The 12,887-nt window shown below is 60.6% G+C and carries 13 protein-coding genes and 1 pseudogene; 4 read left to right on the top strand and 10 right to left on the bottom strand.

From position 1 onward, the window contains the following. Nucleotides 1-22: 22 nt before the first annotated feature. The 5 genes from WE862_RS04060 to WE862_RS04040 form a co-directional block, all read right to left on the bottom strand. A complete protein-coding gene (locus WE862_RS04060; RefSeq protein ID WP_042031094.1) occupies nt 23-787 on the bottom strand; it encodes a GNAT family N-acetyltransferase in 765 nt (254 codons plus the stop codon). Nucleotides 788-867: 80 nt separating this feature from the next. Beyond that, nucleotides 868-1,245, bottom strand: a complete 378-nt coding sequence (locus tag WE862_RS04055; protein ID WP_042031095.1) for a VOC family protein — start codon at nt 1,243-1,245, stop codon at nt 868-870. 66 nt (nt 1,246-1,311) lie between these two features. Continuing rightward, nucleotides 1,312-2,016 (bottom strand): helix-turn-helix transcriptional regulator, encoded by a 705-nt coding sequence (locus WE862_RS04050; RefSeq protein WP_042031096.1) that lies wholly within the window; start codon nt 2,014-2,016, stop codon nt 1,312-1,314. A gap of 65 nt (nt 2,017-2,081) precedes the next feature. After that, nucleotides 2,082-3,041 (bottom strand): helix-turn-helix domain-containing protein, encoded by a 960-nt coding sequence (locus tag WE862_RS04045; protein WP_042031097.1) that lies wholly within the window; start codon nt 3,039-3,041, stop codon nt 2,082-2,084. 91 nt (nt 3,042-3,132) lie between these two features. Beyond that, entirely contained in the window at nt 3,133-3,903 is a 771-nt protein-coding gene (locus WE862_RS04040) for an MBL fold metallo-hydrolase (RefSeq protein ID WP_042031098.1), read from the bottom strand. Nucleotides 3,904-4,183: 280 nt separating this feature from the next. Here WE862_RS04040 and WE862_RS04035 point away from each other — a divergent pair, with 280 nt between their 5' ends. Both WE862_RS04035 and WE862_RS04030 read left to right on the top strand, forming a co-directional pair. Continuing rightward, on the top strand, nt 4,184-4,597 hold the full coding sequence (locus WE862_RS04035; protein WP_041210487.1) for an Hsp20 family protein: 414 nt from the start codon (nt 4,184-4,186) through the stop codon (nt 4,595-4,597). A 92-nt stretch (nt 4,598-4,689) separates the two neighbouring features. Further along, nucleotides 4,690-5,130, top strand: coding sequence for an Hsp20 family protein (locus WE862_RS04030; RefSeq protein ID WP_005339297.1), 441 nt, complete (start codon nt 4,690-4,692; stop codon nt 5,128-5,130). A 72-nt stretch (nt 5,131-5,202) separates the two neighbouring features. Here WE862_RS04030 and WE862_RS04025 read toward each other — a convergent pair whose 3' ends face one another. Next, nucleotides 5,203-6,453 (bottom strand): valine--pyruvate transaminase, encoded by a 1,251-nt coding sequence (locus tag WE862_RS04025; protein WP_042031100.1) that lies wholly within the window; start codon nt 6,451-6,453, stop codon nt 5,203-5,205. A gap of 292 nt (nt 6,454-6,745) precedes the next feature. On the opposite strand from WE862_RS04025, the gene WE862_RS04020 reads away from it, so the two are divergent. Next, nucleotides 6,746-6,979: a hypothetical protein gene (locus WE862_RS04020; RefSeq protein ID WP_082035451.1), complete on the top strand. Its 234-nt coding sequence runs from the start codon at nt 6,746-6,748 to the stop codon at nt 6,977-6,979. On the opposite strand, the gene WE862_RS04015 is transcribed toward WE862_RS04020, so the two are convergent. Next, nucleotides 6,909-7,733, bottom strand: coding sequence for an AraC family transcriptional regulator (locus tag WE862_RS04015; RefSeq protein WP_042031102.1), 825 nt, complete (start codon nt 7,731-7,733; stop codon nt 6,909-6,911). The two genes, WE862_RS04020 and WE862_RS04015, sit on opposite strands and share 71 nt — an antisense overlap. A 94-nt stretch (nt 7,734-7,827) precedes the next feature. On the opposite strand from WE862_RS04015, the gene WE862_RS04010 reads away from it, so the two are divergent. Next, nucleotides 7,828-8,958 carry a multidrug effflux MFS transporter gene (locus WE862_RS04010; protein WP_042031103.1) on the top strand — a complete coding sequence of 377 codons (1,131 nt, stop codon included), beginning with the start codon at nt 7,828-7,830 and terminating at the stop codon, nt 8,956-8,958. A gap of 4 nt (nt 8,959-8,962) precedes the next feature. On the opposite strand, the gene WE862_RS04005 is transcribed toward WE862_RS04010, so the two are convergent. The 3 genes and pseudogenes from WE862_RS04005 to WE862_RS03995 form a co-directional block, all read right to left on the bottom strand. Continuing rightward, complete coding sequence (locus WE862_RS04005) at nt 8,963-9,646, bottom strand: response regulator (RefSeq protein ID WP_033115265.1); 684 nt, start codon at nt 9,644-9,646, stop codon at nt 8,963-8,965. Then, nucleotides 9,646-12,235, bottom strand: a pseudogene (locus WE862_RS04000) (DUF4118 domain-containing protein). The gene WE862_RS04005 and the pseudogene WE862_RS04000 overlap by 1 nt, the downstream one beginning before the upstream one ends. Nucleotides 12,236-12,304: 69 nt before the next feature. Continuing rightward, nucleotides 12,305-12,832: a potassium-transporting ATPase subunit C gene (locus WE862_RS03995; RefSeq protein ID WP_042031104.1), complete on the bottom strand. Its 528-nt coding sequence runs from the start codon at nt 12,830-12,832 to the stop codon at nt 12,305-12,307. Nucleotides 12,833-12,887: the final 55 nt, after the last annotated feature.

Below are 12,887 nucleotides of genomic sequence, written 5' to 3'. Positions count from 1 at the left end.
TTTACATCTGTAGTCTGCTTTATCAGAGCATTTTGCTCATGATGACCAGATTGTGGGTTAGCACTGCGCCATCGCTAGCCGTGCGGTGACGCAACGCTGGCACTATGTGGTGGATGACCCTGAACCCCAGCTTGGTATAGAAAGGCTCGGCGGTCTGGGTACCGAGATTGACCTCGTAAACCCCTTGCTGCGTCAGGTACTCCAGCACGGTATTGGCGAGCAGGGTGCCTGTTCCTGCGGGTTGCCCAGGTTGCACCACCACAGTGCCGATATAGGCGTATCGCCGATTGTCTGTGGAGTAGATAGACCCGGACATACCTCCCTGCAGTTCACCATTCTCATCATGCAGCATCAAGACAAAGGTCGGCCGGATTTTGGGATCCTGCTCGTTGACCGCTTCGATATAGAGGATTTTGCCTGCTGGCTGAGAACCGCAATGCGCTCTGAATATTGCAGTGTGATCCGGGCCTGCGGGCATATGAACGGCTTCGTGCAGATAACCGCTTTGAGTTAGAGGGGTATAGAGCTCCTGATACGTGGTGAGTATCACCACCTCATTAATGAGGTGGCCCTGCTGCCGTTGTTCATCGATCAGCTGATCCAGATAATCGAGCGGAGTACCGAGAAAGCTCGCTTCCGGGTAGTGGACGATGACGTTGGGGTTGAAGCCAAACTCCTGCTCACGCAGTTGCAGCAGGGCAAAAAGTGCCAACTGCTTCTCGCTCAGTTCATCGGCTGTGCAGTTATCTGGCTGATACAGTTTGAGTGGATTATGTCGAGTGGTCATTGTTTATCCATAAAATGATGCGCGCAGATGATAACACAGCCGATCGGATAGGGTCGTTCCACGTGGAACATTGAACCGGATTACCTCAGCTCAGGTGCCGGGCAGTAGAGGCGCAGACGATGGCCATCCGGATCGAGGGCCATGCAGGTGTAGCCAAACTCCATCTTGGTCGGCGCCTGGATCAGGGTGAGCCCGCGCGCCAGCCACTCGGCAGATAGGCGATCGACGGCATCATCATCGGGGAGGGCGAAGGCCAGCTCCATCGCTCCGGCCGTTTGGGTCACGGCAGGTTCAACTGTGGCGCTGGACCAGAGTGCCAGTCTGGCGCCCGATTCGAACACGAACATGGCAAAGGTAGGTGACTCCTCCACTGGTTCACGCCCGAACAATTCGCGGTAGAAGAGCGCGCTGCGGGTCGGATTGGTAACGTAGAGGATGGTGAACTGGGGGACTAACATGGTGATGCTCCTTGCTGATGAGATGGCGCATCGGCGCCGACCCCGTCAGCATGGCGCTACCTGCTGTCAGTTTCTGTCAGCAATGAATTTAGGCTGTGGGATCTGCTGGGTGGCGCGCCACTCCTTCAGCAGGCTCTCTCTGCTTTTTGGATAGCGGCAATCTTGCTGCTGCATCCGGGTGATGCGATCGACCCGAAAGTGGCGAAAGCCCTGACGCAGTTCGCACCAGGCCACCAGTACCCGTACCTGTTCGAAGTAGCCGAGGGCAAATGGCCAGACGGTACGCTCAGAGGCCTCATCTTTGAGATCGCGATAGCCCAGGATCACCTTGCGTTGCTGGCGGATGGCACTGCGCAGCGGGGCTTCATCGGTGAGGCTGTCGCTGCGGGAGGTGCCGATCAGCAGGGCATTGCTCTGGAGCTGCAGGCGATAGTCGGCGGGCAGCACGGCTTCTATCTTGGCCAGCGCACTGCTAGCCGATGCACTCAAGGCACCGTCACCGTGGGCGACGACCCAACGCGACCCCAGCACCAGCGATTCCAGCTCCTCTTCGCTGAACATCAATGGCGGCAGCATGAAGCCAGGACGCAACACATAGCCGATCCCCGGTTCACCCTCAATATGGGCACCTTGCGCCTGCAGGGTGGCGATATCCCGATAGAGGGTGCGCAGGCTGATGCCAAGCTGGCTGGCCAGCTCCGCGCCTGTGATGGCGTAGCGGTGGCCGCGCAGCAGCTGGAGCAGGGTCAGCAGGCGTTCGGAACGGGACATGGTATGACTCCTCGGGGTCTCTGGTTAGCCTGCCATAGCGGAGTGAGCGGGTACAGCGGGCATCATCAGGAGTTATGGCCACGAAAAGAGCGTCGCCACTCGCTGGGGGATATGGCAAAGCGGGCGCGGAAGTGGTTGCGCAGGGAGGTGGCACTCTTGAAGCCGACCAGCTCGGCGATGCGATCGATGGAATGGCCGCTTACCTCCAGCAGCTCCTGACTGCGCCTGAGCCGCTCCGCCAGCAGCCATTCACCCACCGAGAGGCCGGTTGCCTGATGAAAACGGCGAGTAAAGGTGCGTCGACTCATCAGGGTGAGATCTGCCAGAGAGTCCAGCGTATGGGGCTCTGCCAGATGGGCACGCAGGTGGTCCAGCAACTGGTTCATCCGGACATCGCGGGTGGAGGCGGGCACCGGCTGCTCGATAAACTGGGCCTGACCCCCTTCCCGGTGGGGCGGGATCACCAGCCGTCGCGCCACCTTGTTGGCGATGGCCGAGCCGTGGTACTGGCGTACCAGATAGAGGCAGCAGTCCAGCCCGGCGGCAGTGCCTGCCGAGGTGACCAGCCCTTCGTCATCCACATAGAGGGCGTTGGTATCGAGCTGCACGCAGGGAAAGCGGCGGCAGAAATCCTGTTCGTACTCCCAGTGGGTCGATGCCTTGTGACCATTGAGCAGCCCGGCGTAGGCGAGCACATAGGTGCCGAGGCAGAGTCCGACCAGCCGGGCACCTCTGGCTCTGGCGGCAATCAGGGCATCGAGCAGCTGTGCTGGTGGTCGTGCGGCCGGGTCGTGCCAGAAGGGGATGACGATGATCTCCGCCTCGGTCAGCACCTCCATCCCATGGGGAGCCTGAATGGTGAAGCCTTGCGCTGAGTGTGAATGAGGGTTGCCATCGCCGCAGCAGATCTTGAGCTCGAACAGTGGCTGGCCCGGCAGGATATCGCCGAAGATGAGACAGGGGACGGCGCAGTGAAAAGGGCTGAAGTGATCGAAGGTCACCACGGCAACGATCGGGGTGGTCATGGTGTTGGCTCCTCTCTGCGCGCAGACCCCTCATCATAAGCGTTCGGCAGTGAAAGCCGAAGGGCCATCTCTGGCATGGCCCTTTTGTGGGTCACAGTGATATCGCCTCGCCATCTTGCGGCACCCGTACCCGATCCATCATGCCCCGTTCCGCCAGATAGTCGCGCAGCTCTTGGCGTGACAGCACTGCGTGGTTGACCGCCTCCATATGGCTGGCGATCAGCGTGGCTTGCGGTGCGGCCTGATAAACGGCGGCGACATCCTCCTTGCCCATGATGATGGAACCTAGCCCGGGCACCTGTGCATCGCCACAGTTGAGGATGATGATCTCGGGTTGATGCTGTTGCAGGGCTTGCTCGACCCGGGGATGCCAGATGGTATCACCGGCCAGATAGAGGCACTGCTCATCAGGGTGGGAGAAGACCACGCCGCACACTTCTCCCATGCGCTCGCCCAGTACCGCCATCAACTGGTCGCTGCCGTGCTGGCCACCGGTCTGCTGCAGGCGAATGCCAGCAAACTCGGGCTGGTCGCTCAGCAGGCGCACATCCTCAAAGCCGCTGGCACGAATGGCATCGGCATCTTTCTGGTGTTGTACCAAGAGCGGCAGATGTTTGGGGATTAGCGCTCTGGCGGCGTCATCCCAGTGGTCGGGATGGTCGTGGGTGACGATAACGGCGTCCACATCGACCAGCTCATCGATCGGCAGCGGCAGCTCGACCAGTGGATTGCGCAGCTGGCTGTTGGCGGTGCCCTCAAAGCCGGGGAAAGCCCCCTTGGCCGAGAGCATGGGGTCGATCAGAAAGCGGGTGCCGGCATAGTCGAGCAGCAAGGTGGCGTTGCGAACCTGGGTAATCTTCATGGGATAGCTCCATGTTGGCTGGTGGATATGCAACCAATTATGGGAGACGGAGCGAGTTGCCATCAGTGGCCCACGGGTCGATTATCATCACTATCGGGCCAACAGGTTGATGTTCTACAGATCGGCGCAGCCATTTAAAAAATTTGAAAAAATCCCCTTGAAAGGAAAAAGTGAGCCCCTATATAGGTAACAAGGCCGGAACGCTCGACAGAGGTTTCGACCAGGCGCCCGTCCATAAGGAGGGCAAACAATCCGTTATCGCTCACAAGAGGGTAATACTATGCGTTCTATCGACTTTTCTCCGCTCTATCGTTCTGCCATCGGTTTCGATCGTCTGGCCAATCTCATCGAATCTGCGGCCAGCAATGGCAATGCCGGTTACCCCCCCTACAACATCGAGCAGTTGGGTGACAACGACTACCGCATCAGCATGGCGGTAGCGGGCTTTACCCAGGAAGAGCTGGAGCTGAGCTTCCAGGAAAATCTGTTGACGGTGAAGGGCAACAAGCAGGCCGATACCGAGCGCAACTATCTCTATCAGGGGATTGCCGAACGTGGTTTCGAGCGCCGCTTCCAGCTGGCCGACTATGTGCGGGTGAAAGGGGCCGATCTGAAAAACGGCTTGCTGCACATCGAGCTGGTGCGTGAAGTGCCTGAGGCGATGAAGCCGCGCAAGATCGAGATCAACGGCTGATAGCCTGAATTCACTGAAATTTTAAAATTTCCCGGGTGCCGATAACGGGCCTGTGGAGAGTTGAACCTGTTGCTTATTAGAAGGATAGGATTATGCGTAACCTCGATTTTTCTCATCTCTATTCCAACGCCGTCGGCTTCGAGCGGATGGCCCGTGAGCTGGAAGGTCTGTTTGAGCAGAAGACCGCCGCTTACCCCCCGTACAACATTGAGAAGCGCGATCAGGATGGCTATCGCATCACGGTCGCCGTGGCTGGCTTCGAGCGCGAAGAGCTGGAGCTGGAGACCGAAAACGGCACCCTCAAGGTGAAGGGGCGCAAAGGGGCTGCAGCCGGTGAGCGTCAGTTCCTCCATCAGGGGATTGCCGAGCGTGACTTCGAGCTCGCCTTCAAGCTGAGCCAGCACGTGGAAGTGCAGGGCGCCAAGCTGGAGCATGGTCTGCTGACCATCGATCTGGCACGCGAACTGCCGGAGGCGCTCAAGCCCCGCGCCATCCCGATCGGCAAGCCCGAGCAGCTGGCGCTGCCCGGCTAAGCAAACCGGATCGCGACAAACAACAAAGGCCTGCATCTGCAGGCCTTTCTGTTTTTGGCTGGCCGGACTGACTTAGCCGGCGTAGAGGGCATTGATTTCGTCGGCCAGAATGGCGATGCCGCGGCGAACCAGCTCCTCGCTCTGGGAGTAGTTGAGGCGGATGCACTCTTGGCTGTGGCGCCACTCGGGGTCGTCGATGCCGGGGAAGAAGTAGTGACCCGGCACGATCAGCAGGTTCTTCGCCTTCAGTCGCTCATAGAGTTCCTGACTATGGATTGGCAAATCTTCAAACCAGAGCCAGAGGAAGAGGGCGCCTTCCGGCTTGTGGATATGGAAGCGCGGGTCGGGGATCGCTTCGCGCAACAGCTGCACCGCCAGCTCCGCCTTCTGCTGATAGAAGGGCTTCACCACCTGTTCGCTGAGGGCGATGATCTCGCCGCTCTCGATCATCGGGATGGTGATAGCAGGCCCCAGACTGCCCGGCGCCAGATTGATGATGCCGCTCAGGTTGGTGATGGCCTGAATGATCTTCTCGTCAGCGATGACGATGCCGCAGCGGGTGCCCGGCAAGCCGAGCTTGGAGAGGCTCATGCAGAGGATGGTGTTGGTGTTCCAGAATGGCTTGGCTTCGCTGAAGATGATGCCTGGGAAGGGGACGCCGTAGGCGTTGTCGATCAGCAGCGGAATCCCCTTGTCGCGGGCGATCTGATCGAGGTGTTCGATCTCTTCGTCGGTCAGCACGTTGCCGGTGGGATTGGTCGGGCGGGAGACGCAGATCACCCCGATATTGTCACCCACCTGGAGGCTCTCGAAATCCACATGGTATTTGAACTGGCCATCGGGCAGCTTCTCGATGGTGGGCTTGTAAGCCACAAAGTAGTCGTCTGCCAGCGCCGAGTCGGCATAGCCGATGTATTCGGGGGCGAGCGGGAACAGCACCTTCTTCTTGCGGCCATCGGCAAATTCACCGGCCAGCAGGTTGAACAGGTAGAAGAAGGCATTCTGGCTGCCGTTGGTCAGGGCGATATTGCGGGCCGAGATATCCCAGCCCAGCTCCTTGCTGAGCAGTCCGGCTAGCGCCCTGGTGAACCTGTCTTTGCCTTGCGGGCCATCGTAGTTGGCCATCGCTTTGACCAGCTCGCCGTTGTCGAGCAGGGTTTTGGCCTCGGCCTGAAAGCGCTCCAGCATGGCGGGGATCGGGGCCGGATTGCCGCCACCCAGCATGATGGCGTCCGGATTGGTCAGCCCCTGATTGAGGTCATCCATGAGTTGGGTAATACCGGCGTGGCGAGTGAACTTCTCGCCGAACAAGGAAAATTCCATTCGGTGACAGATCCAGAGTCAGTTACGAAGATGTAGCACCATAGCTCAGTTTAAAAGCGGGTGTCGATCAAAAAGATGGGACGTTCCACGTGGAACATGGTGCAAAAATCAAGCGTGGTTAAAAGCACCAACTGTTGGTTTAAAAATGACCGAGCGGGATGCGTTTTGCGACTCAATTTGGTATCGAGATATAGTTAATTTAAACAAAATCATCATGTTATGAATTGCGTGAGGATTGGCACAACTATTGGAATAGCTATCTGGTCATCTCAACCATACCGGAGCAAGCCAGATGAAAAGCCTGATCGCTACCCTGATTGTGAGTGCCCTGAGCCTGAACGTGATGGCCAACGAAAACCCGCGGCCCGAGCTGGAGAGTGCCCAGTTGGAGCAGGATGTGCAGAGCGAGTTGCAACAGGCATCCCATGCCGTAGTGCAGGATGCGTTGCATAACCTCAAACCGCTGGCGCTGGATACCCAGGTGGTGGAGGCGAGTCAGGCTGTGGCGACTCACCCCGAGAGTTGAGGTAGCGCAGGGGGGTCTGTCCCGTATGTTGTTTGAAGAAGCTGATAAAGGCGCTGTCGCTGGAAAACTCCAGAGCTGAGGATATGCGACTGATGGACTGCCCCTCTGCCAACAGCTCCATCCCCCGCAGCAGTCGCCACTGCTGACGCCAGGCTTGGTAGCTCATGCCGGTCTCCCGCATAAAGATACGGCCAATGGTCTTGTCGCTGGCACCAATCTGTCCGGCTAACCGATTGAGCCGCTCCGGCAGGGCATCCCCCCGTTTCAACTGCTGTAGCCAGCCGCCCAGTCTGGGATCGGTTGGCAGCGGCAGCTGCCATGACTCCCGCGGCGCCTGCCCCAACTCCTCCATAAACAGTACCACCGTCCGTTGTTGCTGCTCTTGCGGTTTGTCCCACGGCCAGAGCGCCATCCGTTCGATCAGTTCGTGTAGCAGCGGATTGACCGCCAGCACCTCCACCGTGCCGGGCAACTCGGGGTGCGGCTGGAAGTAGAGGGAGCGGTAGGCCACCACACCACGCATCAGTACCCGGTGGGCTGTGCCCGCCGGCAGCCAGGCGGCGCGGGTGGGCGGTAGCAGGCAGACCCGACCTTCCAGCTCCATGGTCATGCAGCCGGATTGGGCGAACAGCAGCTGATGGCGTTGATGTTGATGCAGGCCCGAGTCGTGCCAGCCGAGGGCGGAGGCAATGCCGATCACGCTGCCCGTCAGCTGGTCAGGGTCAAAAGGGTGATCGGGAAGAATAAAGGCCATATGTCCGATTTTTGATGTTTATAGTCCTGCTTATTGTAATCAGACAATTGGCATCTCTCTAGAATGGCGACCTCTCTTGTGAAGGAGGTTTGTCATGAACAACAAGTTGCCACCGCTCTGGCTGGTGGTGGGATTGATGATGTTTCCCCAAATTGTGGAGACCATCTACAGCCCGGTCCTGACCCACATCGCTACCCAGTTTCAGGTGAGCGAAGGGCAGGCATCCCAGACCCTGTCGGTCTATTTTCTGGCGTTTGCGGTGGGCGTGGTCTGCTGGGGACGGCTCTGCGATCTGATTGGGCGGCGTCCCGCCATGCTGGCGGGTCTGCTCACCTATGGCGTCGGCACCTTGCTGGCGCTGCTGGCCAACCAGTTTGAAACCCTGCTGCTGGCCCGGGTTATCTCGGCTTTTGGCGCCGCGGTGGGATCCGTGGTGACCCAGACCATGCTGCGCGACAGTTATCAGGGCAGCGATCTGGCGCGGGTCTTCTCGGTGATGGGCATAGCGCTCTCACTCAGCCCGGTGTTGGGGTTGCTCAGTGGCGGGCAGCTGGCGAGCGGGTTTGGCTATCTCGGGGTGTTCAGCGGTCTGCTGATACTGGCGGCTCTCTTGCTGCTGGTTGCCTGCTGGCAGCTGCCGGAAACCCGTCCGGCCACCACACGGCAAGTCGCACTCTGGCCGCTGGCGTGCCGGATGATGAAGGATGGTGGGCTCTGGCGCAGTGCCATGCTGGTCGCCCTGTTCAACACCATGCTGTTTGGTTACTACAGTCTGGCGCCGTTCCTGTTTGCCGGATTGGGATTGAGCACCAGCGAGTTTGGTTATTCGGGGATCTTGCTGGCGCTGGCGACTCTGCTTGGCAGCCTGCTCAACAAGCATCTGCTGGGGAGGGGATGGCTGCCGTCCTCTCTGATCAGACTGGCTTGCGTTTTGGCACTGGTCACCGGGCTGCTGGTCTGGACGACTCAGGCCAGCCTCTGGTTCCTGCTGCCCATGATGGGAATCGTGGTGGCCTTCGGACTGGCGATCCCCAACGTGCTGAGTCAGGCGCTGCTGGCCTATCGCGAGGTAGCAGGCAGTGCAGGCGCCCTGTTCGGGCTTGGTTACTACCTGCTGCTCAGTCTGGGATTGGCGGTGGCGGCCGGATTGCAGGATCTTGGCCTGTTGCTCAGTGGCTGCGGTCTGCTGGCACTGCTTTGCTGCGGGCGTCGTCGTTCCACGTGAAACGTCAGTTGCCGATAAAGCGGTAGCCTATACCAGATTCGGTCTCGATAAGCGTCGGTTGCTGGGGGTTATCCCCCAGTTTTTTGCGCAGGCTGGCGATGACGATGCGCAGGTAGTGGGTGTCCTCCTTGTGGCTCGGTCCCCAGATGTCGTTGAGCAGCTGGGTCTGCATCACCAGCTTGCCGGGGTGGCATACCAGCGCCTGCAGCAGGGCGAACTCTTTGCGGGAGAGGGGGATCTCCTCCTCCTTCATGGTCACCTTGTGGCTGCTGATATCGAGCGTCAGGCCGCATTGGGGGAAGTGGCGCCGCTCGCCACTGCTGACCCCAGCCCGCTGGCGCAAGAGCACGCGAATGCGGGCCATCATCTCGCCGATGCCAAACGGCTTGCTCATGTAGTCGTTGGCACCGGCATCCAGCAAGCGCACCTTCTCCTGCTCCGAATCACGGGCCGACAGCACCAGCACCGGGTTGGGGTGGTGTTCGCGAATGGCCTGCAATACCTGAATACCATCGCCATCCGGCAGGCCGAGATCGAGGATCACCAGATCGGGGTTGAGATGGCGATATTGCTCCAGCCCCTCGGTGACGCTGACCGCTTCGCTCACCTGATGCCCCTCGGCAATCAGGCTGATCCGCAGAAAGCGACGGATCGCCGCTTCATCATCTATGACCAGAATGTGCGCCATCAAACCTCCGGTGAATTGAGCGCGAGCGGCAGGGAGATACGCATGCAGGTGCCGTTGCCATTGGGGCCGGAGAAGGCCCAAATCTTGCCGCCGTGGGCCTCTATCATAGCGCGGGAAATGGCGAGGCCAAGCCCGGTGCCACGGCTGCCGCAATCGCCCACCGGCTGGGTGTAGAAGAGATTGAAGATCTTCTCCCGATCCGACTCGGCGATGCCGACCCCGATATCGATGATATCGATGATAAGGTCGGGCTCGGCCACCATCACCTTGAACTCGATGGGGGTGCCTGCCGGCGAGTAGCGGGAGGCGTTGTCGAGGATGTTGACCAGTACCTGCTCGATCAGGGCGCCATGGACATAGAGCTGGGGTACATGCTGATCGATGTGTACCAGCAGCTTGTGCTGGCGCCAGGAGGAGTCGAGTCGCTTGCGGGCGCTCTCCACCAGATCGGTCAGGTCGACCCAGTCCCGCTTCAACTGGAAGTCGGGGGAGCCGATACGGGTCATATCCAGCAGGTTCTGTACATAGCTGTGCAGACGGCGCGCCTCGTCCTGTACCGAGTGGAGCAGTTCGTTGCGATCATCCGGCGGGATCCGGTCACCATATTCCAGCAGGGTGCTGCCGGCACCCATGATGGTGGCCAGCGGCGTCTTCAAGTCGTGGGAGACCGAGGAGAGCAGGGCGGCCCGCATCCGGTCTGTTTCCGCCTGCAGCTGGCTGTCGGCCAGCCGCTCGTTGAGGTCGATCCGCGCCAGCGCGGCGCGAATGTCGGTGAGCAGCGCCTGAAGTTGATGCTCGGCGGAGGAGGAGAGCGGATTGGCCAGTGTTATGCCGATCACCAGATCATCGCTGAGGTGGTGATACTGCGCCTCGGCGGCATTGAGGGTGGCGGTGTGGGCTCCGGCACTCTGCTTCTGGGCCAGACACCAGTCGATGGCCGCCTTGTCGGTCTGGCCGGGTCTGTGCTTCTCGTTGCCGAGGCGGTCGTGAAAATCCTTGTCGATCACTACGGTCGGCTGGCCAAGCGCCAGCGAGATCGCTTGTGCCCCTTGTCTCAGGCACCTCCTCCGGGCTGTTGGCGGTCGCCAGCCCCTGACTGAGGGAGAGCAGGGCATTGCCCAGCTGCTGGGTCTCGCGCAGGCCGATCAGCTGCTGGCGCTGGCGGGAGGCGAGGCGTCCCGCCGTCATGCCGACGATCAGCAGCACGAACAGGGTGAGCAGGTCGCTGTGGTTGGCGACGCTCAGGGAGAAGTAGGGGGCGGTGAAGAGCAGATTGTGGGCGATAAAGCCCAGCACTGCTGCCAGCGTGGCGGGCACCAGACTGGTGGTAAGGGCAGTCGCCAGCACCCCCAGCACGAAGATGAGCGGCAACGCTGCGGGGGGCAGCCAGTAGGATAGCCCCCATGCGATGGCCGAGGTGATCCCCATGATGGCCACCGCCAGCAGGCTGTGGTGAATATCCTTCGGCGTCGGGGATCGCATCCCCACTCTGTGTTTCTGCTTCTCGGTATCGACCAGGGTGATCTCCAGCCCCTGTGCCTGCTTGAGCAGGTGCTGCACCAGCGAGCGACGCCACGGCGCCTTGTGCGGTTTGCCGAGCAGTAGCTGGGATACTTGCTGCTGCTCGGCAGTCTCCAGCAGGGTGTTGGCGACCGCCGGACTGGAGAGGGTCAGCACCTTGGCCCCCAACTGGGAGGCGAGTGCCAGCGCCTGCTCCACGTCGGCCGAGCTGCGGCCATTGCTGTCCACGTGAACCACCAGCCAGGGCAGCTGGCGCCGCTGGGCAAAGCGGTGGCCATAGCGCACCAGCGCAGCCCCGTGCTGGTTGCCGAGGCAGACCATCAGCTTGCCCCGCAGCGGCAATGTGGTCTTGCCCGCCGCCTGCCATTGCAGTTGCAGATCGCCCTCCACATGGCTGGCTGCGGTCTGCATCGCCAGTTCCCGCAATGCGGTGAGGTTGTTGAGGGAGAAGAAGGATTGCAGGGCGGCCTTGGCCTGATGGGGTACATAAACCTTCCCCTCGCGCAGGCGGCCGAGCAGCTCCTTGGGGGGGAGGTCGATAAGAATAATGCTGTCTGCATCGAGCAGAACCTGATCGGGCAGGGTCTCTTTGACCCTGACCCCGGTCAGCTGCCACACCAGATCGTTGAGGCTCTCCAGATGCTGGACGTTGAGGGTGCTGTAGACGTCGATACCGGCGTTGAGCAGCTCCTCCACATCCTGCCAGCGCTTCTCGTGGCGGCTGCCGGGGGCGTTGCTGTGGGCCAGCTCATCCACGACCGCGATGGCCGGTTTGCGTGCCAGCAGGCCGTCGAGGTCCATCTCCTCCAGCCGCTGCTGACGGTGCATGTGGATCTTGCGCGGCTGGATGGCGAGTTTGTCGAGCAGGGCCAGCGTCTCCTGCCGGCCGTGGGTCTCCACCACGCCGATCAGGATGTCGACCCCCTCTTTGGCCTGTTCCCGTACAGCCTGCAACATGGCGTAGGTCTTGCCCACGCCGGGGGCGGCCCCGAGAAAGACTTTCAGCTTGCCCTTGTGCTCTTGCTCCAGACTTGCCAGCAGGGCGTCAGCCCTTACCTCATCACGCATGCTTATCCCTATCGAGCCAACTGCCCGCGTCGAAAATGGAGGTCAACGCCAGATCGGCAAGGAGCGCCCTCAGGCGCCCTTTTGATGATCCAGTTGCAGGTTCAGCTGGAGAATGTTGACCACCTGCGGGCCAAGGATACCAGCTTGTGCGGCCGACTTGACCTGCTCCGTCAGTTGGGCGGGATCCAGTCCACGTTCTCTGGCGACGCGATCCACCTGCGCCAGCACCGCATCGAGTGGCAGGTGGGGATCGAGGCCAGAGGCGGAACGGGTCAGCATGGCGGGAGAGCTGGTTTCAGGCTGTGCCTTGGCGGCCTGTTCGGCGAACTCTGCCCGCAGCGGTGAGCTCATCCCCAGATTGCTGGCACTACCGCCAATGGTGTTGAAATCACTGGCGGAGGGGCGGGGGTGGAAGTAGTCAGCCCGCTCGAATTTCTGTGCCAGCAGGGCGCTACCGATGAGTTGCTGCTTGCTGTCGGTCAGCTGGCTGCCGTTGGCCTGCCAGGGGAAGAGCAGCTGGGCCAGTCCGGTGACGGCCAGCGGATAACCCACGCCCAGCAGCAGGGTCAGGGTCAACAGGGTTCTGATTGCGATCATGATGGATATGCTCCGAATTCGTTGTGTGGATGCGGGCTGACCCGCATCCCGGTTA

Origin of the sequence: Aeromonas jandaei, from assembly GCF_037890695.1 — a bacterium.
Lineage (GTDB): Bacteria > Pseudomonadota > Gammaproteobacteria > Enterobacterales > Aeromonadaceae > Aeromonas > Aeromonas jandaei.
Note: the sequence above shows the minus strand (reverse complement) of the source record. Positions and strands in the feature narration are given on the sequence as shown.

Excerpts from the sequence above, each read along its gene's own strand:
- WE862_RS04060 (WP_042031094.1), bottom strand. The coding sequence starts at position 787 with ATGACCACTCGACATAATCCACTCAAACTGTATCAGCCAGATAACTGC.
- WE862_RS04055 (WP_042031095.1), bottom strand. The coding sequence starts at position 1,245 with ATGTTAGTCCCCCAGTTCACCATCCTCTACGTTACCAATCCGACCCGC.
- WE862_RS04050 (WP_042031096.1), bottom strand. The coding sequence starts at position 2,016 with ATGTCCCGTTCCGAACGCCTGCTGACCCTGCTCCAGCTGCTGCGCGGC.
- WE862_RS04045 (WP_042031097.1), bottom strand. The coding sequence starts at position 3,041 with ATGACCACCCCGATCGTTGCCGTGGTGACCTTCGATCACTTCAGCCCT.
- WE862_RS04040 (WP_042031098.1), bottom strand. The coding sequence starts at position 3,903 with ATGAAGATTACCCAGGTTCGCAACGCCACCTTGCTGCTCGACTATGCC.
- WE862_RS04035 (WP_041210487.1), top strand. The coding sequence starts at position 4,184 with ATGCGTTCTATCGACTTTTCTCCGCTCTATCGTTCTGCCATCGGTTTC.
- WE862_RS04030 (WP_005339297.1), top strand. The coding sequence starts at position 4,690 with ATGCGTAACCTCGATTTTTCTCATCTCTATTCCAACGCCGTCGGCTTC.
- WE862_RS04025 (WP_042031100.1), bottom strand. The coding sequence starts at position 6,453 with ATGGAATTTTCCTTGTTCGGCGAGAAGTTCACTCGCCACGCCGGTATT.
- WE862_RS04020 (WP_082035451.1), top strand. The coding sequence starts at position 6,746 with ATGAAAAGCCTGATCGCTACCCTGATTGTGAGTGCCCTGAGCCTGAAC.
- WE862_RS04015 (WP_042031102.1), bottom strand. The coding sequence starts at position 7,733 with ATGGCCTTTATTCTTCCCGATCACCCTTTTGACCCTGACCAGCTGACG.
- WE862_RS04010 (WP_042031103.1), top strand. The coding sequence starts at position 7,828 with ATGAACAACAAGTTGCCACCGCTCTGGCTGGTGGTGGGATTGATGATG.
- WE862_RS04005 (WP_033115265.1), bottom strand. The coding sequence starts at position 9,646 with ATGGCGCACATTCTGGTCATAGATGATGAAGCGGCGATCCGTCGCTTT.
- WE862_RS03995 (WP_042031104.1), bottom strand. The coding sequence starts at position 12,832 with ATGATCGCAATCAGAACCCTGTTGACCCTGACCCTGCTGCTGGGCGTG.